Below are 22,446 nucleotides of genomic sequence, written 5' to 3'. Positions count from 1 at the left end.
ATAAAACACAATAAAATCAAGCATTTACACTTGCTCGATAGATTCGTCGCCTAGCATCCTGCACGATGCCTCCTTGCAGGCCGTGCGAAATGCACGATGACCAGTGGGCGGAACCAGACACCTGGCGCGCACATCGAAGGATCGAAGAGCAACAAGTCCTGAAAATGTCCGCAAACCACGTCTGTAGGAAGGCGCGCAGATAGCTGCACGACGAAGCCTTTTATGAATCAGAATAAACCATGCAACTTGCCCGATTATTCCGGGACTAAACACCATCACATTTATAGTTAAGGAGTGCGGGACAGATGGATTCAGCCAAGGAACTTCAAGGCCGCATTCTTTTAGTGGATGACGAATCCGCGATCCTGCGCACCTTCCGCTATTGCCTGGAAGATGAGGGCTACACCGTCGCCACCGCGAACAGTGCCGCACAGGCCGATGCCCTGATGCAGCGTCAGGTGTTCGACCTGTGCTTCCTCGACCTGCGCCTGGGCGAGGACAATGGCCTGGACGTGCTGGCCCAGATGCGCGTGCAGGCTCCGTGGATGCGCGTGGTGATTGTGACCGCCCATTCGGCCGTGGATACCGCCGTGGACGCCATCCAGGCTGGCGCCGCCGACTACCTGGTCAAACCTTGCAGCCCCGACCAACTGCGCCTGGCCACGGCCAAGCAACTGGAGGTGCGTCAGCTCTCTGCGCGGCTGGAAGCGCTGGAAGGCGAGGTGCGCCAGCCCAAAGACGGCCTGGACTCCCATAGCCCGGCCATGATGGTGGTGTTGGAAACCGCGCGGCAGGTGGCCGGGACGGACGCCAATATCTTGATTCTCGGCGAGTCCGGCACCGGTAAAGGTGAGTTGGCCCGGGCGATACACGGCTGGAGCAAACGCTCGAAGAAGTCCTGCGTGACCATCAACTGCCCGTCACTGACCGCCGAACTGATGGAAAGCGAACTGTTCGGCCATAGCCGCGGCGCATTCACCGGCGCCAGTGAAAGCACCCTGGGCCGAGTGAACCAGGCGGACGGCGGTACGCTGTTTCTCGACGAGATCGGCGATTTCCCCCTCACGTTGCAACCCAAGTTGCTGCGGTTTATCCAAGACAAAGAGTATGAGCGCGTGGGCGACCCGGTCACCCGCCGCGCTGACGTGCGCATCCTCGCAGCCACCAACCTGAACCTGGAAGACATGGTGCGCGATGGCCGTTTCCGTGAAGACTTGCTCTACCGTCTGAATGTCATCACCTTGCACTTGCCCCCGCTGCGCGAACGCAGTGAAGACATCCTGACCCTGGCTGACCGCTTCCTTGCCCGCTTCGTCAAGGAATACGCACGCCCGGCGCGCGGCTTCAGCGATAATGCCCGCGAAGCGCTACTGAACTACCGCTGGCCCGGCAATATTCGTGAACTGCGCAACGTAGTGGAACGCGCCAGCATCATCTGCCCCCAGGAGAAGGTTGAGATCAGCCACCTGGGGATGGCCGAGCAACCGGCCAACAATGCACCGCGTATCGGGTCGGCTTTGAGCCTTGACGAGCTGGAGAAAGCCCATATCGGCGCCGTACTTGCGACCAGCGACACACTGGACCAAGCGGCCCGCACACTCGGCATCGATGCGTCGACGCTGTACCGCAAACGCAAGCAGTACAACCTTTGAACAGGACCTTATGAAGCTCGCGATGAAACTGCGCACCCGGTTATTCCTGAGCATCTCAGCCTTGATTACCGTGGCTTTGCTGGGGTTGGTCCTGGGCTTGGTCAGCGTCATGCAAATGGCCAAGACCCAGGAATCGCTGATCCGCAGTAATTTCATCACCCTGGACCTGGGGCTCAAATTGCGTCAGAGCCTGGGCGACCAGTTGATCATGATGCTGGAGAAGCGTCCCGACCCAGACGCCCTGCAAGCCTCCAAGCAGCATTATTTCGATCTGTTGGATCAGGGCATCGCCCATGAGCAGGTCGACGGCAAAAACCATGGTTTCAGCCAGGCACGCTCGGATTACCAGAATCTGCTCAAGGCGTTTGACCAATCCCAGCAGACATCACCGCCTGCGGGCAGCAAGGAAAAGCTCACCGAGACCTTCAACATACTGCGCAACGGCTTGATCGCCGACCACAAGCGGGCCCTGGAAAATATCAGTACCAGTGAGCATAAATCCCGTGAGCGCGCCCTGTTGATAGCGGGCCTGCTCGGGCTGGTAGGGCTCGCGGTGCTGATCATCGGTTTCGTCACGGCCCATGGCATCGCCCGGCGTTTCGGTGGTCCCATCGAGGCCCTGGCCAAGGCCGCCGACAAGATCGGGCAGGGCGACTTTGAAGTCACGCTGCCGATCTCCTCCGCAGCGGAAATGAACCTGCTGACCCGCCGTTTCGGCATCATGGCCGAAGCGTTGCGCCAACATCAGGCCACTAACATCGATGAACTGCTGGCCGGCCAACAGCGCCTGCAAGCGGTGCTCGACAGTATCGATGACGGCCTGTTGATGATTGATCGCCAAGGCTGCCTGGAGCACCTCAACCCTGTAGCGCAGCGCCAATTGGGCTGGGATGAGGAGCGGCTGGGTCAAGGCCTTGGTGAAGCCATGGGTCGTGCGGAAATGGATGAACAGCTGCAACTGGTGCTGCGCGGCGGCAACCTGGAGCGGGCCCCGGACGATCTGGAGGTGGAAGTCGAGGGTGAGTTGCGCCTGCTGACCTACAGCCTGACCCCGGTCAGCCATACACAGGGGCACATTCTCGGGGCCGTGATGGTGCTGCATGATGTGACTGAACAGCGCGCCTTCGAACGGGTGCGCAGCGAGTTCGTATTGCGCGCCTCCCATGAGCTGCGCACGCCGGTTACCGGCATGCACATGGCCTTCGGCTTGTTCCGAGAGCGGGCCAAGTTCCCACCTGACTCCCGCGAGGCGGACCTGCTGGATACGGTGAATGAAGAAATGCAGCGCCTGATGCAGTTGATCAATGACCTGCTCAACTTCTCGCGTTACCAGAACGGCCTGCAAAAACTCACCCTGGGTACGTGCGATGTCACCGACTTGCTGGAGCACGCACGGGCTCGGTTTGCTGAGCCTGCGAACGCCCAGCACATTGAGTTGCTGGTAGAAGCTCAACCTGAGTTGCCAAGGCTGTATGCCGACCAAGTGCAACTGGAGCGGGTGCTCGACAACCTGCTGGGCAATGCCCTGCGCCACACCGCCGAAGGCGGGCAGATTCGTCTGCAGGCACGACGGCATGGCGAGCGGGTGATTATCAGCGTCGAGGATAACGGCGAAGGCATTGCCTACGGCCAGCAAGGGCGGATCTTCGAACCCTTTGTACAGGTGGGCCGCAAGAAAGGCGGTGCGGGCCTGGGGTTGGCACTGTGCAAGGAAATCGTGCAATTGCACGGCGGCCGCATGGGTGTGTACTCGCGGCCAGGGCAGGGTACGCAGTTCTATATGGCATTGCCCCTGTAGGAGCGAGAACCCTATGGCGAGCAAGCTTGCTTGCGCTGGGGTGCGAAGCGCCCCTCAAAAAAGCCGGCTCCAGCTTCGCTGTCGAACGGGAGCAAGCTCCCTCGCCACAGCAAGCTCGCTCCAACATTGTTACACCATCAGCGGTGATTCAAGGCCTTCAGGATCGCGGCGCTTTCAGCATCTGGGGTGCCGTCAAACAATGACGGGCGAAAGCGCATCTGGAACGCAGCGATGACGTGCCTTGTGGCCACATCCAGCTCACCGGTCTGCGGCGTCTGGTAGCCCAGGCGCGCCAGCTCTTCCTGGAACCAGGTAATGCTCGGCAACTGCGCGGCGTACTGCACCTGGAACCGGGCCACTGCCTGGGCATCCGGCCACACGGCCAGACCTTCTGCCGCCAAGCGTTTCCAAGGGAACAACGGGCCTGGGTCCAGCTTGCGCAGTGGGGCAATGTCGCTGTGCCCGATGATGTTCTTGGGGTCGATGCCATTGCGCTTGCTGATGTCCTTGAGCAGCACGATCAGCGACTGCACCTGCGCTTCGGAATACGGGTACCACACACGCCCCGTCGGCGTATCACTGAACCCTGGGTTGACGATCTCGATGCCGATGGAGCTGGAATTGAGCCAGGTGCGCCCCATCCACTCGCTTTGCCCGGCGTGCCAGGCGCGCTGGCTTTCATCCACCAGCTTGTAGATGGTGCCGGAGGCGTCGTCGCCGATCAGGTAATGGCTGCTGACCTGGCCATGGGTCAACAGCGCCAGGGAACGTTCAAGGTTGGTAGAGGTGTAATGCACCACAACGAACTGCACACGGTTGTCGTGGTTGACCGAGGGATGGCTGGTGTTCAGGCGCGGGCCGCTGGCGCAGCCGGCAAGCAGAAGAAACGCTAAAGCGATATACAAGGATTTCATGGCGAGAGGCATTACACTGAAAGACGATAATGCAACAGTGTAACGTAAGGTTCATGGCCAGGCGGTCAAATTACAAAATGGAACATCTTTTATGCCGCCTGCACCTGATTACGTCCCGCAGCCTTTGCCCTGTAGAGCGCCTCGTCGGCACGCTTGAGCGCCAGGTCACTGCGCTCGCCGGCCTGAAACTGCGCCACGCCCATGGACACCGTGATCGTTACCGGTTCACCTTTGAAGTGGAAAGGGCACGCTGCAATGGCCTCACGCAATAGTTCACCCACGGCCAACGCATCCGCCAAAGCTGAGTCGGGCATTAGCAGCACAAACTCTTCACCCCCGAAACGCGCGATGAAGTCAGTCGGCCGCAGGCGTTTGCTCAGCACATTGGCGATGATCTTCAAGACTTTGTCCCCTGCCAGGTGACCGTAGCCGTCGTTGATGCGCTTGAAGTGGTCCAGGTCGAGCATGGCCAGCGACAGGCTGTTACCGCGCTGATGCCAGGCGTTGACCTCGTAATCGAGGCGTTCGCTCCACGCCGCACGGTTGGGCAGCCCGGTGAGCGGATCGATCAAGGCCTTCTGGCGCTGCACCTCCAGGTGCTCGCGGTATCCCTGGGCCTCCTGCTCCATATGGGCCACGCGTTCAGCCAGGCCTTTGAGGCGTGCGGCCACTTCCTGTTCCCGCAGGTGACGCTGTTGCTGGTGTTCATCCATGGTGCCGAGCAAGCCTTCAAGGTGGCTTTCGAGCACCTGCTTGAGGCTGTCCAGGTCGGCGGCGTCCTGCACGCTGCTTTGCAGGCCGTCCACCTGCTCGCGAATCTGTGTGTCCAACTCCCGCGCGGCCAGGCTGCTGTCGGCGTGGCCGTCGCTGGCGACCTGCAAATGCCCCTGGAATGCCTCGAGACGCTCGTTGAGCTGCTTGAGATAAGCCTCGAACTCATGCTGGCCACTGTCGGTGACCGCCAGCATCAGCACGGCCAGGTCATCCAGGATCGGCAGCAGTTCGTACCAATTCAAACCATGGGCGAGACGCTCACGCATCGCCTCGGCCTGGGGCTGGTGACGTTCGGGCAGGGAAAGGTCTTCCAGCAGGCCGAGCAAAGTGCCTTCAATGTGCTTGGCCACCGAGCTGTAGGACGGTTCAGGCGAATCGGGCAGGGCGTAGGTGCCGTCCGGTTGCAGCTCGTCAGGCTCGGGGCTTTCCAGCACGGGGGGCAGCGACAGGCTGCCGATGGTGGTCTCATCCGGCGTTTCGACTGGAGCCGGCGGCGGTTCGATAAAGGCAGCGAGTGCGCTTTCGTGAGCAGGCTCCGCAACCGGTGGCGCCTGCACGTCGGGCTCCGGTAATTGCGCAGGCGCAATCGACGGCAGCTCTGGAGCGTCGAATACCGGCGTTTCTCTGGCGACCTCTTGCCCTTCGGCCGCGGCAACAGGCGCAGCCTTCAAGGCCACGGGTGTGGGTGACAGCGGTGCAAAGGCACGCAAGGCTTGGGTCAGCTCTTCCGATTGCGCAGGTTCTTCCGGTTCGGGTGCGGGTTTGGGCGCTGCAGGCTTTGGCGCTGCCAATTGCATTGCCGGCAGTGGCTCAGCGTCAACCGGCAATGCTTCACTGGCGGCCTCCTTACTACCGAACAGGCGTTGCAACAGGCCCGGGCCTGGGCGTGCGGTATCGCCTTCAGGCTCCAGATTATTCAGCGCCTGCCCCTGCAGGCTGCTCAGCTCACTGAGTAGCAGGGGTATCTCCCGCGCTTGTGCCACGCGACCATCGAGTTGCTTGGCGAAGGTTTTCAGCGGGCGAGCCACCTCGCGGGGCAACGGCAGTTTTTGCAACTGGGTGACCAAGGCGGTGAGCGCGGTGCTGATCTGGTCGACACGGGTTTCGCGGCGCTGCTCCGAATCCAGCACGGCCTTTTCCAGGCGTGGCAGTAAAGCGGCGAGGGCAGCGTCCATGTCGTCCGTGCGCACGACATCGCGCATTTCCTTCATGCATTGATCGACGGCGCGGTCGGTGCCTTCAGCGGCCAGCGTGCTGCGCACCAGCCCGCGGCGCAGCAAATCGAGGCGGGCAGCCCAGCGGCGTTCGAGTTTGTCTTGTTGCTCGATGCTCTGGAGGTATTTCTCTTTCCAGCGCTGGGCGTCGTCGCTCATGCAAGGGGTCCGCGAGGGCCTGGGCTCAACGCGGGTAATGCATCAGCCGTGAGCGAACCCGGCAGACGAATCTCTACCGCGACCGGCAGGTGATCGGAAATGGGCTGCGCTAGCACCTGCACACTTTCCAGTGTGAGGCTTGGGCTGAGCAGGATATGGTCAAGACAGCGCTGCGGGCGCCAGCTGGGAAACGTGGCTTCGACTTGCGGGGCCAGTAACCCCAGGTCGCGCAGCGGAGAATTCTGCAGCAGGTCGTTGGCATGGGTGTTCATGTCACCCATGAGCACCTGGTGCTTGTAGTTACCAATCAATTCACGCACGTAGGCCAGTTGCAGGTTGCGCGTACGCCCCCCGAGGGCCAGGTGCATCATCACCACCACCAAGGCTTCCGGGCCTTCGCCAAAACGCACAAGGATCGCCCCGCGCCCTTTGGGGCCTGGCAAGGGATGATCTTCAATAGCCGTGGGTTTGAGGCGGCTGAGTACGCCATTGCTGTGCTGCGCCAGGCGCCCCAGGTTGCGGTTGAGTTGCTGATACCAGTACGGGAAGGCGCCCAGCTGAGCCAGGTGTTCCACCTGGTTGATATAGCCGGAGCGCAGGCTGCCGCCGTCGGCTTCCTGCAGGGCGACCAAGTCGAAGTCGCTGAGCAGGTCGCCGATTTTCTGCAGGTTACCGGTACGCCCCTTGTGGGGCAGCAGGTGCTGCCAGCCACGCGTGAGGTAGTGCCGATACTTCTCGGTACTGTTGCCCACCTGGATATTGAAGCTGAGCAGGCGCAAGCGGCTGTCTGCCGGCAGGCCTGTGGACTCCAGGTGATGCTCGTTGACCTGCGGTTCATGCAGGCCAACGACACGCTCGGTACCCCAGCGGCGCATGGCGAGCCCCTTACTTGGCAGCGCGTTCTTTGGCAATCAGTTGGTCAGCAACGTTCAGGGTCGCTTCAGGACCACCGGTGCTGCCCAGGTCGAAACGGTATTTGCCGTTGACGATCAGAGTTGGAACGCCTTGCACGCCGTACTTCTGCGCGAGTTCCTTGGCCTGTTTGATCTGGCCCTGGATAGCGAAGGAGTTAAAGGTCGCGAGGAACTTGTCCTTGTCGACACCTTGAGTAGCAACGAAGTCAGCCATTTCGTCCGGCTTGGTCAGGCGCTTGCCTTGTTTCTGGATCGCTTCGAAGACAGCGTTGTGGACCTTGTGCTCAACACCCATGGCTTCCAGGGTCAGGAACAGTTGGCCGTGGGCGTCCCATGGGCCACCGAACATGGCAGGAATGCGACGGAAGTTAACGTCCTTGGGCAGCTTTTCAGCCCATGGGTTGATAGTCGGCTCGAAGGCGTAGCAATGCGGGCAGCCGTACCAGAACAGCTCCACCACCTCGATCTTGCCGGGTACCGCAACCGGAACCGGGTTAGCCAGTTCAACATAGGTTTTACCGGCTTCAAGCGGCACATCGGCAGCTTGAGCGGTCATGCCGAAGAGGCTGGCAGTGACGAGAGCGGCGCTGAGGATCAGATTACGCATGCTTTACTCCTGGACAAATAAAGTCGCCTCACGCGACCTTTGTTGTGACAGGTCTACGCGGACATGAGTTCGTTAGTGTAACGGCAGCGGCCACAAAAAAGGGCGGCCTGAGCCACCCTTTTTATGCTTGCATCGCGGGATTAATCGAGCGTTAACGCCCAGCCCCGTCAGTGCAGGCCCTGGATATAACTGGAGAGGGCTGCGATGTCTTCGTCGCTCAGCTTGCGAGCGATGGTGCGCATGGTCATGGCGTCCCCATCGTTGGCCCGGCCGGCTTCTTCTTTGCGGAAGTCGGTCAACTGTTTGGCGATGTAGGTGGCATGCTGGCCGCTCAGGTGCGGGAAGCCTGCGGCAGCGTTGCCTGCGCCATTGGGCGAGTGGCAACCGGTGCAGGCGGGCAAGCCTTTTTCCAGGTTACCGCCACGGAACAACTGCTCTCCGCGGGCGACCAATTTAGGATCGGCAGCTCCCACGCTACCCTTCTGGCTGGCAAAATACGCCGCGAGGTCCGCCAGGTCCTGATCGTTGAGATTGGTCAGCAGGCCGGTCATTTCCAGCACCGTGCGCTTGCCGTCCTTGATGTCGTGCATCTGCTTGCTCAGGTAGCGTTCACCCTGGCCGGCCAGTTTGGGGAAGTTCGGCGCCGGGCTGTTACCATCCGGCCCGTGGCAGGCACCACACACGGCGGCCTTCGCTTGACCGGCAGTGGCATCACCTTTGACGGGGCCCTCTGCAGCGACGGCAGCGCCTGTGATGCCCAAGGTCAACAGCAGACTCACGATCAGTTTGTTCATCAGCTAATCCAACTACGGCTAAGGGTTTAAGAGTTATCTACCGGGTTTACTCACCATCAAATCAATGACGGCCTGGTAATCCTCAGTACTGCAGTCCATGCACAAACCACGCGGCGGCATTGCCTTGAAACCCTGGGTCACGCACTGCTTCAGCCTGACCATGCAAACTCGGTTGATCCTGTGTAGCCTGAGCGCCGTAAAGCGGAATCAGGGCAGCAGAAGCGAGCAACCGTCGGTCCATACATCGACCTATTCAGGGTTTGAGAGCGTTTTGCGTTCTAATGCGCAATAAAGGTCTTTCGCTCCCGTGAACCTCATCCTTCGCTGGGACAAAGCACACACAAAATCTGCGGCATTATATACTGGCGCTACTGAAACGGAAACGACACCGCTTGCCGCACCCTTTCTCGGCACCGCCCACATCGGAAATCTCATGCAACTCAAGAACCCCATCCTCGGCCTGTGCCAACAGTCCACCTTCATGCTCAGCGCCGCCAAAGTGGACCAATGCCCCGATGACGAGGGCTTTGAAGTCGCCTTTGCCGGCCGTTCCAACGCCGGTAAATCCAGCGCACTGAACACCCTGACTCACGCCAGCCTGGCGCGCACCTCGAAAACCCCGGGCCGCACGCAACTACTCAATTTCTTCAAGCTAGACGATGATCGGCGTCTGGTCGACCTGCCGGGCTACGGTTATGCAAAAGTACCTATCCCGCTGAAGCTGCACTGGCAGCGTCACCTTGAGGCTTACCTGGGCGGTCGCGAGAGTTTGAAGGGTTTGATCCTGATGATGGACATCCGCCATCCAATGACCGACTTCGACTTGCTGATGCTCGACTGGGCTGTCGCCAGCGGCATGCCGATGCACATTTTGCTGACCAAGGCCGACAAGCTCACCTACGGCGCAGCCAAGAACACCCTGCTCAAAGTGCAGTCCGAAATCCGTAAGGGCTGGGGCGATACCATCACGATTCAGCTGTTCTCCGCCCCCAAGCGCATGGGCCTTGAAGAGGCCTACACCGTACTGGCCGGCTGGATGGAATTGGCGGACAAGGGCGCAGAAATCGCCGAGTAACTTTTCTACGGGCAAAAAAAACCCCGGACTTCTTTTGGGGAGGGGAAGTTCGGGGTTCAAGTTCCGGACCGCTAGGGCGGGGTCTGGAATTATCTGCCAACACTTAACACAACATAGGAGCATTGAAGGGCTTCACCACCCATTCAGTAACTCTGAGTGGCAGTTCACAGGTTAAGTTCCGACAGGCTCAAAAAACTATTGGAAATAACTGACGACGGTTTCCGATCTAAACCGCTTCGCCACCACTGACGGTGATGGCAAAGCCGCGGAATCAGTGCGCCTCGTCCCAGTTATCGCCTACGCCTACGTCCACCACCAAAGGCACGTCCAACTGAGCCGCCGCGCTCATATGCTCGCGAATCTTCTCGCTGACCTGCGCGACCAGGTCTTCACGCACCTCCAGCACCAATTCGTCGTGCACTTGAAGGATGACCTTGGCATCCAGGCCCGACTCGGTCAGCCAGTTATCCACCTGCACCATGGCTTTCTTGATGATGTCCGCCGCCGTGCCCTGCATCGGCGCGTTGATCGCTGTGCGCTCGGCCGCCGCGCGCTCCTGGGGCTTGTTGGAGTTGATATCCGGCAAGTACAGGCGCCGCCCGAAGAAGGTTTCGACATACCCCTGATCCGCCGCCTGGGCGCGGGTTCGCTCCATATATTCGCGCACCCCTGGATAGCGAGCGAAGTACACATCGATGTAAGCCTTGGCGGTCTTGGTATCGACGCCGATGTCCTTGCCCAGCTTCTGGGCGCCCATGCCGTAAATCAGGCCAAAGTTGATCGCCTTGGCGCTGCGGCGCTGGTTGGACGTGACCTCATTCAACTCGACCTTGAACACTTCGGCCGCCGTGGCCGTGTGCACGTCCAGGTCATTGCGGAAGGCGTTCATCAGGCCTTCGTCCTTGGACAAATGCGCCATGATCCGCAGCTCGATCTGCGAATAGTCCGCCGCCAGCAGTTTGTAGCCCTTGGGCGCGACAAACGCCTGGCGAATGCGCCGCCCCTCGGCGGTGCGCACCGGGATGTTCTGCAGGTTCGGATCGCTGGAGGACAAGCGCCCGGTCGCCGCGACGGCCTGATGGTAAGACGTATGAATACGCCCGGTACGCGGGTTGATCTGTTCCGGCAGGCGGTCGGTATAGGTACTTTTGAGCTTGCTCATGCTGCGGTACTGCATCAATACCTTGGGCAACGGAAAATCATCTTCGGCCAGTTTGGCCAACACTTCCTCAGCGGTGGATGCCTGGCCCTTGCCGGTTTTTTTCAGCACCGGCATGCCGAGCTTCTCGTACAGGATCGCCCCGAGCTGCTTGGGCGAACCCAGGTTGAATTCTTCACCGGCGATCTCGTACGCCTGGCGCTCCAGCTCGACCATCTTGTTACCCAGCTCGATGCTCTGAATGCCGAGCAGGTCCTTGTCTACCAGTGCGCCCTGGCGCTCGATGCGTGCCAGCACCGGCACCAGCGGCATCTCGATGTCCGTCAGCACACTGGCCAGGCTCGGGATCGCCGCCAGTTGCGCGTACAAGTGCTGATGCAGGCGCAAGGTCACGTCGGCATCTTCGGCCGCGTAGGGGCCGGCTTGCTCAAGGGCGATCTGATCGAACGTGAGTTGCTTGGCCCCTTTGCCGGCGATGTCCTGGAAGCTGACCGTGTCGTGATCCAGGTACTTCTTCGCCAGACTGTCCATATCGTGCCGGGTCGCGGTGGAATTGAGCACGTAGGATTCGAGCATGGTGTCGAAGGCGATGCCGCGCACGGTAATGCCCTGGGCAGGGTCGCCGCCAATGGCGCAGTTGGCCAGGATGTTCATATCGAACTTGGCGTGCTGGCCCACCTTGAGTTTGGTCGGGTCTTCCAACAGCGGTTTCAGGGCCAGCAGCACGGTGTCGCGGTCCAACTGATCCGGCGCGCCGATATAGGAATGGGTCAGCGGGATGTAGGCGGCTTCATGGGGCTGCACAGCAAACGAGACCCCGACCAATTGCGCCTGCTGGGCGTCGATGCCGGTGGTTTCGGTGTCGAAAGCAAACAACGGCGCATCGTGGAGTTTTTTCAGCCACACGTCGAAGGTAGCCTGGTCCAGAATGGTGGTGTAAACCGCCTCTACCGGTACCGATATAACAGCCTCGACCGGCATTTCGGCGGCCGGCGCAACCTCGCTCGCCGATTTGAGCTCGACACGCTTGGCATCGCGCTGAATCTCGTCGTGCCAGCTCTTGAACTCAAGCAGCGTGTACAGCTCCAGCAGCTTTTCGCGATCCGGTTCGATCAGGTGCAAATCATCCAACCCGATATCCAGCGGCACATCGATCTTGATCGTCGCCAACTGATAGGACAGGAATGCCATCTCCTTGTGCTCCTCCAGCTTGGCCGGCAGGGTCTTGGCCCCACGGATAGGCAGGGTCGGCACAATATCCAGCTGCTCATAAAGCTCTTTGAGGCCGCCATTGACTCCCACCAGCAAGCCGGAGGCGGTCTTGGGGCCAATGCCCGGAACGCCGGGAATGTTGTCGGACGAATCCCCCATCAACGCCAGATAGTCGATGATCTGCTCCGGAGCGACGCCGAATTTCTCCTTAACGCCCTCGATGTCCATCGAGCTACCGGTCATGGTGTTGACCAAGGTAATGTGGCCGTCCACCAGCTGCGCCATGTCTTTGTCACCGGTCGAGATCACCACCGGGCGGCTGGCGGCCGCGCTGCTGCGAGCCAGGGTGCCGATCACGTCATCGGCCTCGACGCCCTCGACGCACAGCAACGGGAAGCCAAGAGCGATCACGCTTTGATGCAGCGGCTCGATCTGCAGGCGCATGTCATCAGGCATGCTCGGGCGGTTGGCTTTGTATTCGGCGTACATCTCATCGCGAAACGTCCCACCCTTGGCGTCGAAAACCACCGCAAATGGGCTGTCCGGGTACTGCTTGCGCAGGCTTTTGAGCATGTTCAACACGCCCTTCACCGCACCGGTGGGCAGGCCTTTGGAGGTGGTCAGCGGTGGCAGCGCGTGGAAGGCGCGATACAGATAAGAAGAACCGTCCACCAGGACGAGGGGCGCTTGGCTCATGAGCAGGATCAACCTTTTCGGCGGGTCAGGCGCTAGAATAGCCGGACCAATGAAAACAAAGGGACAAGGTTATCATGCGTACATTCAATCGCCTGCTGTTGACCGGTTTGATTGCACTCGCTCCGATGGCTGCCATGGCGGCAGACAGTGCCCCTGGAGGTGATCCGGAAGTTACCATTCGCACGGAAGGCGACAAAACCATCCAGGAATACCGCCAAAACGGCTTTCTGTATGCGATCAAGGTCACCCCGAAGGGCGCACCACCGTACTTTCTGGTACGTGCGGACGGCACCGACGCGAACTTCATCCGCTCTGACCAGCCGGATATGCTGATCCCGTCATGGAAGATCTTCGAATGGAAATGATTTCTTAATTTTAACCGGCGCTGCCCACCGCAGCGCCCGTAACGGCAGTTTTAACCATGTCTGTGTTCACCCCCCTGGCTCGGCCTGAGCTGGAAACCTTTCTCGCCCCTTATGGGCTCGGCCGCCTGCTTGATTTCCAGGGGATTGCCGCCGGCAGCGAAAACACCAATTTCTTTATCAGCCTGGAGCAGGGCGAGTTCGTCCTGACCCTGGTTGAGCGTGGCCCGGTGGCAGAAATGCCGTTCTTCATCGAACTGCTCGACGTGCTCCACGACGCCGACCTGCCTGTGCCGTACGCCCTGCGTACCACCGACGGCATCGCTTTGCGCGAACTCAAGGGCAAACCGGCCTTGCTGCAACCGCGCCTGGCGGGCAAGCACATCAAGGAGGCCAATGCACAGCATTGCACCCAGGTTGGCGAACTGCTCGGCCACCTGCACTTGGCCACCCAGGGCGAAAAGGTACTTGAACGCAAGACCGACCGCGGCCTGGATTGGATGCTCTGCGAGGGCGCGCAACTCATTTCGCACCTGAACGAGGCCCAGCAACGCCTGTTGCGCGATGCGCTGGCCGAGATCGACGCCCACAAGGCCGACATCCTCGGCCTGCCGCGGGCGAATGTGCACGCCGATCTGTTTCGCGATAACGCGATGTTTGAAGGCACGCACCTGACAGGCCTGATCGACTTCTACAACGCCTGTTCGGGGCCGATGCTCTACGACGTGGCAATCGCCTTGAATGATTGGTGCTCGGATGCCGATGGCGTGATTGACGGTCACCGTGCCCGGGCGCTGCTGGGCGCTTACGCGGGGCTACGGGCGTTTACCGCGAAGGAAGCCGAGCTATGGCCGACCATGCTGCGCGTGGCGTGCGTACGGTTCTGGCTGTCCCGGCTGATCGCGGCCGAATCATTTGCAGGGCAGGATGTGTTGATTCATGACCCGGCTGAGTTCGAGCACCGCTTGGCGCAGCGTCAACAGGTCACGGTCCACCTGCCGTTCGCACTTTAAAAGACCGACTCGGTCAATGGGGGAGCTGGCTTGCCTGCAATAGCAGTATCGACTGACACTGCGCTATCGCGGGCAAGCCCACTCCCACAGGGGTTTTGTGTTGCGTGTTAGAGCGACTCCAGGCAACCGGCCAGGTCATTGCCGAGCTTTTCCAGTACCTGCTCATAACCCTGCGCGGTAGCTGGCGTATAGCCACCCAACGCATCCAATTCCGCCAACTTCACCGGCAACCCGGCCACCAGGGTTTCGGCCAAGCGAGGTCGCAACGGCGGCTCGCTGAACACGCAAGTCTTGCCCACTTCCTGCAAACGCGCGCGCATCGCCGCTACGTGCTGCGCGCCCGGCTGCACTTCAGCGGCCACGCTGAACACGCCAGCATGCTTCAAACCGTACGCCTCTTCGAAGTAATCAAAGGCTTCGTGGAACACGAAATAAGGTTTGCCATCAACGCCCGCCAAACGCTGGTTCAGGCGCGCATCCAGCGCGTTCAGGCGTTCTTCGAAGGCCTTCGCATTGCTCTGATAACGCTCGGCATTGGCTGGGTCGGCAGCGCTCAGATCGGCCGCCATCCGAGCGGCGATCACACGTGCATTGACCGTGGACAGCCACAGGTGCGCATCCACACTGCCTGGGCGGTGATCGTGATCATGTTCGTCGGCCTCATCGGCATGAGAGTGGCTATCTTCGCCGAAGACGCGCAGTTTCATGCCTGGTAGGTCCTGCACGGCCACCGTTGGCGCCGTACGGCCTTTCAACACGCGCGGCAAAAAGGTCTCCATGTCGGGCCCGATCCAGTACAGCAGGTCCACCGACTGCACACGCCGTACGTCGGATGGGCGCAAAGCGAAGTTGTGCGGCGACGCCCCCGGCGGCAGCAACACCTCTGGAACGGCCACGCCGTCCTGCACGGCAGCTGCAATCAGCTGCAACGGCTTGATGCTTGTCAGCACCTTGACCTCGGCCTGAGCGGCACCGGCAACGAACAAACTGGTGACAAATACGACAAAAACGGGAAAAAGTCGGGACACGATGACCACTCGATGGCGTAGGAACGGGTAACATAATAACGTCTCTATCAAATATCTGTCGCCGCTCATGCCTAAAACACCGCTTGCCAGCCGTCCCCACGACCACTCTCACTGCGTGCACACCGCATTGTCAGAGGCCGACACCCTGTGCGCAAAGAAAGGCTTGCGCCTGACCGCCTTGCGTCGCCGGGTGCTGGAGCTGGTGTGGCAGAGCCACAAGCCTTTGGGCGCGTACGACATTCTTGGCGTCCTCAGCGAGCAGGACGGCCGCCGCGCCGCGCCGCCCACCGTTTACCGTGCGTTGGATTTCCTGCTGGAAAACGGCCTGGTGCACCGTATCGCCTCGCTTAACGCCTTTGTCGGTTGCAACCACCCGGAGCACGCGCATCAGGGCCAGTTCCTGATCTGCCGCGAGTGCCACGCCGCCATTGAGCTTGAACAAAAAAGCATCAGCGACGCCATTATCAAAAGCTCTGCCGACGTCGGCTTCAAGGTCGAAGGGCAAACGGTCGAAGTGGTCGGCCTGTGCGCAGGCTGCCAGGGGGTTTGATGAGCAATGCGTTAATCCGCCTGGAGCAGGTCGGGGTCACGTTCGCCGGGCAAAACGTGCTGGAGAACATCGCACTGAGCGTGGAACCGGGGCAAATCGTCACCCTGATCGGCCCCAACGGCGCAGGCAAGACAACCTTGGTGCGCGCCGTGCTCGGGCTGCTCAAGCCCCACAGCGGCACGGTTTGGCGCAAGCCCAAGCTGCGCGTGGGCTATATGCCGCAAAAGCTGCACGTGGACCCGACATTGCCGCTCTCCGTATTGCGCTTCCTGCGCCTGGTGCCTGGCGTAGACCGCGCCCGCGCCCAGGCCGCGCTTAAGGAAGTCGGCGCCGAACACGTCATCGACAACCCGGTGCAAAGTATTTCCGGCGGCGAAATGCAGCGCGTGCTGCTGGCCCGTGCCTTGCTGCGCGAGCCCGAGCTGCTGGTACTCGATGAACCCGTGCAAGGTGTCGATGTCGCCGGCCAGGCCGAGCTGTACAGCCTGATCACCCGTCTGCGCGACCGCCATGGTTGCGGCGTACTGATGGTCTCCCACGACTTGCACCTGGTCATGAGCACCACCGACCAAGTGGTCTGCCTCAACCGCCACGTGTGCTGCTCCGGCCACCCGGAACAGGTCAGTGGCGACCCGGCGTTCGTGGAGCTGTTCGGCAAGAACGCCCAGAGCCTGGCGATCTACCATCACCACCATGACCACGCCCATGACCTGCATGGCGCCGTCGTCGATACCCCCCACGTTCATGGAGATAGCTGCAAGCATGGCTGATTTTCTGCTCTACGCCCTGCTGGCAGGCTTGGCTTTGGCACTGGTGGCGGGCCCATTGGGCTCGTTCGTGGTCTGGCGACGCATGGCCTATTTCGGCGACACCTTGTCCCATGCCGCCTTGCTGGGCGTGGCCATGGGCTTTCTGCTGGATGTAAGCCCGGCCATCGCCGTGACCGTCGGCTGCCTGCTGCTAGCCGTGCTGCTGGTGACCCTGCAGCAACGCCAGCCACTGGCCTCCGACACCCTGCTGGGCATCCTCGCACCCAGCACCTTGTCCCTGGGCCTGGTGGTGCTGAGCTTCATGCATGAAGTGCGCATCGACCTGATGGCCTACCTGTTCGGTGACCTGCTGGCGATCAGCCCGACCGACCTGGCCTGGATCCTCGGCGGCAGCGCTGCGGTGCTGGTGTTGCTGGTGGCCCTGTGGCGCCCGTTGCTGGCGATCACCGTGCATGAAGAACTGGCCAAGGTAGAAGGCTTGCCCGTCGCAGGCCTGCGTATGGCCTTGATGTTGCTCATCGCCGTGGTGATTGCTGTCGCGATGAAGATTGTCGGCGTATTGTTGATCACGTCGCTGCTGATCATTCCAGCCGCCGCTGCCCAGCGCCACGCTCGCTCTCCGGAGCAGATGGCAATTGGCGCCAGCCTCCTGGGGATGCTTGCAGTGTGTGGTGGCCTGGCGCTGTCCTGGTTCAAGGACACACCGGCCGGGCCGTCGATTGTGGTTACGGCGGCCGCCCTGTTTCTGCTGAGTTTTGTCCTGCCCCGTCGAGGGGTGTAGACTTGCTCGCTTTTTGCGCAAATAGAGAGTCGCAGGAATGAAGCCGTTCACCTCCCGTTATCTGCTCCTTGCCGCATTTTCACTGCTGCTGGGCGCCTGCCAAAGTACGCCGCCCGCTGCCCCCCAGGCTCCGGATCCGCGGGCTGCGGCCATCGCGCAGCTGGAACAAAACCTGGCCAGCAGCGAATTGGCCACCGCCGAAGACCAACTGGCTGCATTGCAGGCCCAATCGCCCAACGACCCGGCACTTGAGGCCTACCAGCGTCAATTGGCCGAAGCCTACCTGCAGCGCAGCCAGATCGTGCTGCAAAAAGGCGACGTCAACGCGGCCGCCACGGCCCTGAGCCGTGCCCGCGCTTTGATGCCCAAGGCGCCTGCGCTGACCGGTGGCGTCAACAGTGCCATCAGCCATGCGCGCAAAGCCGAATTGGACCAGGCAGAAGCTGCGTTGAAAGCCGCTGAGGCCAAGCCTGCCGCCAAGGTCATCGACCCGGCAGCGCCGAGCACCACCGTGGCGCTGAACCTTGCGGATGTTGAAGACATGCGCCATCAGTTGGTCGCCATCGCCACCGATGTGGTGAATTACCAGTGCGACGTCAGCATCCAGGTGCCACGCACCCAGGATTACCCGTGGCTGGCCACGTTATTGACCAAGCGGGTGAAGCGAATTGATTCGGGGTATGACCTGAAAATTCACCGGCAAATCCTGAAACATATTCCGGCGCAGGTTGTGCTGATTCCGCGCAAGGCGGATTAAAAGCATCGCAGGCAAGCCAGCTCGCACATTTGAACAGTGTGGGAGCTGGCTTGCCTGCGATGACGATCTAACAAACAACCGATAAGTTAAGCCGGAATCGCCTTGGATTTCGGCTCACGCGCCCACACTCGATGCTGGGCAATCGCCGCAAAGAAGGCCTTGAACGCCTTGGCATCCGCGCCCACGATCAACCCCGCATCCTCCTCCAGTTTCAGCAGGTCCAGCAACGGCTTCACATCGCTGGCTACCGCAATCGCCTTCAGGTGTTTGTAGGCTTCCAGTACGTAATGCAACGCCACGCCATCACCGCTCAGCGCCTTCACGGACTCTTTGCCACCCGGGATAAACACTGCGTCGAAGGCAATGGACGGCATGCCTTCCATCGAGGCGTCGACCGGCAGCGTCTTGCCCTGCGCGGTGGTCACCGGCGCCGAAGTAGGCCCCAGCAACTTGGCATGGGCGCCTTCAGCTTCAAGCGCGGCTTTTAACGCGTCAATGGCCGCACCATCAACGCCGTTGGCTGCCAGAATCGCCACTTTGCGCGTTTTGATATCGCCCGACAGCAAGTTCACCTGGCTCAAGGCTGGCGATTCTTTCAACGACGTTTCACGGGCAGGCACGGTGCCCTTGGTCGGCGCCGGCAAGCCCAGGTTCTGCGCAACGCGCTTGGCCAGCTCCAGGTCGATATTGGCCAGGATCTCGTTGACCTGGCGCGCACGGATGAACTCGCGCTCCACCTTGCCCAGCTCAAAACTGTAGGCCGCGATAATGTGCTCTTTCTCGTGGTGGCTCATGCTGTTGTAGAACAGCGTCGCCTGGGAGAAATGGTCACCGAAGGATTCGCTGCGCTCACGTACTTTGTTGGCATCGACGCGCTCGTAGTAGGACTCAAAGCCACCATCGGTAGGACCAGCAGGGGTTTCTTTCGGCCAACCACCATCAATAGAGTTTGGCTCGTAGGACGCACGACCCTTATCAATCACGGTGCGATGCTGAGCGTCGCGCTGGCCGTTATGAAAAGGCACGACAGGCCGGTTGATTGGAATCTCATGAAAGTTCGGCCCGCCCAGTCGGCTGATCTGGGTATCGGTGTAGGAAAACAGACGGCCCTGCAGCAATGGGTCGTTGGTGAAGTCGATGCCCGGCACGATGTGACCCGGGCAGAACGCAACCTGCTCGACTTCAGCGAAGAAGTTGTCCGGGTTACGGTTGAGCACCATTTTGCCCAGCGGCGTGATCGGTACCAGTTCTTCTGGAATGATCTTGGTCGGGTCGAGCAAGTCGAAATCAAACGTGTGCTCGTCTTCTTCGGCCACGATCTGTACGCCCAGCTCCCACTCAGGGTAATCGCCGCTTTCAATCGCTTCCCACAGGTCACGACGGTGGTAGTCCGTATCTTTACCGGCCAGCTTTTGCGCCTCATCCCATACCAGCGAGCAGGTGCCGACTGTTGGACGCCAGTGGAACTTCACGAAGCTGGACTTACCTTCGGTATTGATCAAACGGAAGGTGTGTACCCCAAAGCCCTGCATGGCGCGCAGGCTTTTTGGAATGGCGCGGTCGGACATGGCCCAGATCACCATGTGCGCGGATTCCGGTTGCAGCGAAACAAAGTCCCAGAACGTATCGTGGGCCGAACCGCCGGTAGGAATCTCGTTATGAGGCTCGGGTTTCACCGCGTGGACGAAGTCAGGAAATTTGATCGCATCCTGGATGAAGAACACCGGCATGTTGTTGCCCACCAGGTCGAAGTTGCCTTCGTCGGTGAAGAACTTCACGGCAAAACCGCGCACGTCACGCACGGTGTCGCCGGAACCACGCGGGCCCTGCACCGTGGAAAAACGTGCGAACACTGGGGTTTTGTGTTCAGGCGTGCGCAGGAAACCGGCCTTGGTCAGTGCCGAGTGGTCGCCATAGCTCTGGAAGTAACCATGGGCGCCGGTACCACGGGCATGCACGATGCGCTCGGGGATACGCTCATGGTCAAAGTGCGTGATCTTTTCACGCATGATGAAGTCTTCCAGCAGCGAAGGGCCGCGGGCGCCGACTTTCAGACTGTTTTGGTTGTCGGAAATCTTCACGCCCTGGTTGGTGCGCAGGGCCTGGCCGGTCGCGTCGGAACGGAATTCTTCCAACGCCTGCAGCTTGGCGTTGGTGTTGCCACGGTCCAGGGTATCAGTGCCCGCGAGTTCACTCTTCGGCGGGGTGGCTGGCTTCTTGGTACTCATCAGTCAAAACTCCTTATTCAAAGTGGCCAGAGCGGTCCCCGGCTCGTTTGAGCAAAACCCCAGGCACGGCACCTGGGAAATCGAGTTGCTTAAGTAGTGACTGACTTGGTTTTGCACCGTTCCTTTTTTATGACCTTTGATCGCGTTATTGCCAAATGACTGGATGAATACGAAATAAATGCTAAGAAACGCTATACGGACAGGCTAAAATGCGCGCCCGGCTAACCGCTGATCCCTTTTCAATGCGCCCCACAAGGTTCGCTACGTGATCGAGTTTCAAAACGTCCATAAAACCTACCGCGTCGCCGGTAAGGATATCCCCGCCCTGCACCCCACCAGCCTGCGCGTCGAGAACGGCCAGGTGTTTGGCCTGATTGGCCATTCGGGTGCCGGTAAAAGCACCCTGTTGCGCCTGATCAACCGTCTGGAAGAGCCCAGTGGCGGCCAGATCAAGGTGGATGGCGAAGAAGTCACTGCGCTGGACGCCAACGGCCTGCGGCGCTTTCGCCAGCAGGTCGGGATGATCTTCCAGCACTTCAACTTGCTGGCGTCCAAGACCGTGGCCGACAACGTCGCGCTGCCGCTGACGCTCGCCGGTGAACTGTCGCGCAAGGAAATCGACCAGCGTGTGGCTGAGCTGCTCGCCCGCGTCGGCTTGTCGGACCACGCCAAGAAGTACCCGGCGCAGTTGTCCGGCGGCCAGAAACAGCGCGTCGGCATCGCCCGAGCCCTGGCGACCAAGCCAAAAATCCTGCTTTGTGACGAAGCCACCAGCGCCCTCGACCCGCAAACCACGGCGTCGGTCCTGCAACTGCTGGCCGAGATCAACCGCGAGTTGAACCTGACCATCGTGTTGATCACCCATGAAATGGACGTGATCCGCCGCGTATGCGACCAGGTCGCCGTCATGGACGCCGGGGTAATCGTCGAGCAAGGCTCGGTGGCCGACGTGTTCCTGCACCCCAAGCACCCGACCACCAAGCGCTTCGTACAAGAAGCCGAACAGGTGGACGAAGGCGAGCAGCGCGACGACTTTGCCCATGTGCCAGGCCGTATCGTGCGCCTGACGTTCCAAGGGGACGCGACCTACGCGCCACTGCTGGGTACCGTCGCACGGGAAACCGGTGTGGACTACAGCATTCTTGCCGGTCGTATCGACCGCATCAAAGACATCCCTTACGGGCAACTGACCCTCGCCGTCACCGGCGGTGACATGGAAGCCGCGTTCGCACGCTTCACCGCCGCCGACGTTCACATGGAGGTCCTGCGCTGATGGACGTTTTCCTGAGTTTCTTCGCCAATATCGACTGGTCTGAAATCTGGCTCGCCACCGGCGACACCATGACCATGCTGTTCGGCTCGCTGTTCTTCACCGTGCTACTGGGGCTGCCCCTGGGCGTGCTGTTGTTCCTGACCAGCCCGCGCCAGCTGTTCGAACAAAAAGGCCTGTACGCGCTGTTGTCGCTGATCGTGAATATCTTGCGCTCGCTGCCGTTCATCATCCTGTTGATCGTGATGATTCCGTTCACGGTACTGATCACCGGCACGTCGCTGGGTGTCGCCGGCGCGATCCCACCACTGGTCGTCGGTGCCACGCCATTCTTTGCTCGCCTGGTGGAAACCGCCCTGCGCGAAGTGGACCGTGGCATCATCGAAGCCACCCAGGCCATGGGCGCCACCACCCGCCAGATCATCACCAATGCCCTATTGCCCGAGGCCCGCCCTGGCATCTTCGCGGCGATTACGGTGACGGCGATTACACTGGTTTCCTACACCGCGATGGCTGGTGTGGTCGGTGCTGGCGGCCTGGGCGACCTGGCAATCCGTTTTGGCTACCAGCGTTTCCAGACCGATGTGATGGTGGTCACTGTGGTGATGCTGTTGATTCTGGTGCAAATTCTGCAAACCGTCGGCGACCGGCTGGTGGTGCATTTTTCTCGTAAATAACGGCCATTGCCGGCACATAGCCGGCAGATGCCCGAACAAGGA

At 60.5% G+C, this 22,446-nt stretch carries 19 protein-coding genes and 1 pseudogene; 11 read left to right on the top strand and 9 right to left on the bottom strand.

The annotated features are described in order from the left end of the window. Positions 1 to 305: 305 nt before the first annotated feature. A complete protein-coding gene (gene algB / locus ACP7CZ_RS22370) occupies positions 306 to 1,652 on the top strand; it encodes a sigma-54-dependent response regulator transcription factor AlgB (protein WP_034129241.1) in 1,347 nt (448 codons plus the stop codon). A gap of 10 nt (positions 1,653 to 1,662) precedes the next feature. Further along, complete coding sequence (locus ACP7CZ_RS22365) at positions 1,663 to 3,450, top strand: ATP-binding protein (RefSeq protein WP_054897229.1); 1,788 nt, start codon at positions 1,663 to 1,665, stop codon at positions 3,448 to 3,450. Positions 3,451 to 3,587: 137 nt separating this feature from the next. Here the strand turns inward: ACP7CZ_RS22365 and ACP7CZ_RS22360 are convergent, their stop codons facing one another. The 6 genes and pseudogenes from ACP7CZ_RS22360 to ACP7CZ_RS22335 all read right to left on the bottom strand — a co-directional run bounded on the left by ACP7CZ_RS22360 (position 3,588) and on the right by ACP7CZ_RS22335 (position 9,067). Beyond that, a complete protein-coding gene (locus tag ACP7CZ_RS22360; protein WP_054897230.1) occupies positions 3,588 to 4,364 on the bottom strand; it encodes an N-acetylmuramoyl-L-alanine amidase in 777 nt (258 codons plus the stop codon). 89 nt (positions 4,365 to 4,453) lie between these two features. Beyond that, complete coding sequence (locus ACP7CZ_RS22355; protein WP_294191129.1) at positions 4,454 to 6,511, bottom strand: GGDEF domain-containing protein; 2,058 nt, start codon at positions 6,509 to 6,511, stop codon at positions 4,454 to 4,456. Then, on the bottom strand, positions 6,508 to 7,386 hold the full coding sequence (locus ACP7CZ_RS22350; RefSeq protein WP_003187377.1) for an endonuclease/exonuclease/phosphatase family protein: 879 nt from the start codon (positions 7,384 to 7,386) through the stop codon (positions 6,508 to 6,510). The genes ACP7CZ_RS22355 and ACP7CZ_RS22350 overlap by 4 nt, the downstream gene beginning before the upstream one ends. A gap of 10 nt (positions 7,387 to 7,396) precedes the next feature. Further along, positions 7,397 to 8,032: a thiol:disulfide interchange protein DsbA gene (dsbA, locus tag ACP7CZ_RS22345; RefSeq protein WP_003187375.1), complete on the bottom strand. Its 636-nt coding sequence runs from the start codon at positions 8,030 to 8,032 to the stop codon at positions 7,397 to 7,399. A 167-nt stretch (positions 8,033 to 8,199) separates the two neighbouring features. After that, the gene (locus ACP7CZ_RS22340) at positions 8,200 to 8,826 is read right to left on the bottom strand and encodes a c-type cytochrome (protein WP_014716340.1); all 627 of its coding nucleotides are present in this window, start codon (positions 8,824 to 8,826) and stop codon (positions 8,200 to 8,202) included. 33 nt (positions 8,827 to 8,859) lie between these two features. Further along, positions 8,860 to 9,067 (bottom strand): annotated as a pseudogene (locus ACP7CZ_RS22335) (cytochrome). A 192-nt stretch (positions 9,068 to 9,259) separates the two neighbouring features. On the opposite strand from ACP7CZ_RS22335, the gene yihA reads away from it, so the two are divergent. After that, the gene (gene yihA / locus ACP7CZ_RS22330) at positions 9,260 to 9,901 is read left to right on the top strand and encodes a ribosome biogenesis GTP-binding protein YihA/YsxC (RefSeq protein WP_003187369.1); all 642 of its coding nucleotides are present in this window, start codon (positions 9,260 to 9,262) and stop codon (positions 9,899 to 9,901) included. A gap of 271 nt (positions 9,902 to 10,172) precedes the next feature. On the opposite strand, the gene polA is transcribed toward yihA, so the two are convergent. Beyond that, positions 10,173 to 12,968 carry a DNA polymerase I gene (polA, locus tag ACP7CZ_RS22325; RefSeq protein ID WP_294191114.1) on the bottom strand — a complete coding sequence of 932 codons (2,796 nt, stop codon included), beginning with the start codon at positions 12,966 to 12,968 and terminating at the stop codon, positions 10,173 to 10,175. A gap of 74 nt (positions 12,969 to 13,042) precedes the next feature. On the opposite strand from polA, the gene ACP7CZ_RS22320 reads away from it, so the two are divergent. Together ACP7CZ_RS22320 and ACP7CZ_RS22315 are read left to right on the top strand one after the other, a co-directional pair. Beyond that, a complete protein-coding gene (locus ACP7CZ_RS22320) occupies positions 13,043 to 13,333 on the top strand; it encodes a DUF2782 domain-containing protein (RefSeq protein ID WP_016978788.1) in 291 nt (96 codons plus the stop codon). Positions 13,334 to 13,389: 56 nt separating this feature from the next. Then, positions 13,390 to 14,343, top strand: a complete 954-nt coding sequence (locus ACP7CZ_RS22315; RefSeq protein WP_054920916.1) for a homoserine kinase — start codon at positions 13,390 to 13,392, stop codon at positions 14,341 to 14,343. Positions 14,344 to 14,450: 107 nt separating this feature from the next. On the opposite strand, the gene ACP7CZ_RS22310 is transcribed toward ACP7CZ_RS22315, so the two are convergent. After that, positions 14,451 to 15,380 (bottom strand): zinc ABC transporter substrate-binding protein, encoded by a 930-nt coding sequence (locus ACP7CZ_RS22310; RefSeq protein WP_259284840.1) that lies wholly within the window; start codon positions 15,378 to 15,380, stop codon positions 14,451 to 14,453. 58 nt (positions 15,381 to 15,438) lie between these two features. Here ACP7CZ_RS22310 and zur point away from each other — a divergent pair, with 58 nt between their 5' ends. The 4 genes from zur to ACP7CZ_RS22290 are packed head-to-tail and all read left to right on the top strand — an operon-like array spanning position 15,439 to position 18,229. Further along, on the top strand, positions 15,439 to 15,921 hold the full coding sequence (gene zur / locus ACP7CZ_RS22305) for a zinc uptake transcriptional repressor Zur (RefSeq protein ID WP_014716336.1): 483 nt from the start codon (positions 15,439 to 15,441) through the stop codon (positions 15,919 to 15,921). Continuing rightward, complete coding sequence (gene znuC / locus ACP7CZ_RS22300) at positions 15,921 to 16,691, top strand: zinc ABC transporter ATP-binding protein ZnuC (RefSeq protein ID WP_003187361.1); 771 nt, start codon at positions 15,921 to 15,923, stop codon at positions 16,689 to 16,691. The genes zur and znuC overlap by 1 nt, the downstream gene beginning before the upstream one ends. After that, entirely contained in the window at positions 16,684 to 17,472 is a 789-nt protein-coding gene (gene znuB, locus ACP7CZ_RS22295) for a zinc ABC transporter permease subunit ZnuB (RefSeq protein WP_034129232.1), read from the top strand. The genes znuC and znuB overlap by 8 nt, the downstream gene beginning before the upstream one ends. A 37-nt stretch (positions 17,473 to 17,509) precedes the next feature. Continuing rightward, a complete protein-coding gene (locus ACP7CZ_RS22290; protein WP_294191107.1) occupies positions 17,510 to 18,229 on the top strand; it encodes a PA5502 family lipoprotein in 720 nt (239 codons plus the stop codon). 86 nt (positions 18,230 to 18,315) lie between these two features. On the opposite strand, the gene katE is transcribed toward ACP7CZ_RS22290, so the two are convergent. Beyond that, positions 18,316 to 20,457: a catalase HPII gene (gene katE / locus ACP7CZ_RS22285; RefSeq protein WP_186527005.1), complete on the bottom strand. Its 2,142-nt coding sequence runs from the start codon at positions 20,455 to 20,457 to the stop codon at positions 18,316 to 18,318. A gap of 265 nt (positions 20,458 to 20,722) precedes the next feature. Between katE and ACP7CZ_RS22280 the strand changes: the two genes are divergently transcribed. Together ACP7CZ_RS22280 and ACP7CZ_RS22275 are read left to right on the top strand one after the other, a co-directional pair. Next, positions 20,723 to 21,730: a methionine ABC transporter ATP-binding protein gene (locus ACP7CZ_RS22280; protein ID WP_034129230.1), complete on the top strand. Its 1,008-nt coding sequence runs from the start codon at positions 20,723 to 20,725 to the stop codon at positions 21,728 to 21,730. Further along, the gene (locus ACP7CZ_RS22275; RefSeq protein WP_003187354.1) at positions 21,730 to 22,404 is read left to right on the top strand and encodes a methionine ABC transporter permease; all 675 of its coding nucleotides are present in this window, start codon (positions 21,730 to 21,732) and stop codon (positions 22,402 to 22,404) included. Before ACP7CZ_RS22280 ends, ACP7CZ_RS22275 begins: the two co-directional genes overlap by 1 nt. Positions 22,405 to 22,446: the final 42 nt, after the last annotated feature.

Origin of the sequence: Pseudomonas sp. DWP2-2 (assembly GCF_049897065.1) — a bacterium.
Classification (GTDB): Bacteria; Pseudomonadota; Gammaproteobacteria; order Pseudomonadales; family Pseudomonadaceae; genus Aquipseudomonas; species Aquipseudomonas paracarnis.
This window is presented reverse-complemented; position numbering and strand designations above follow the sequence as displayed.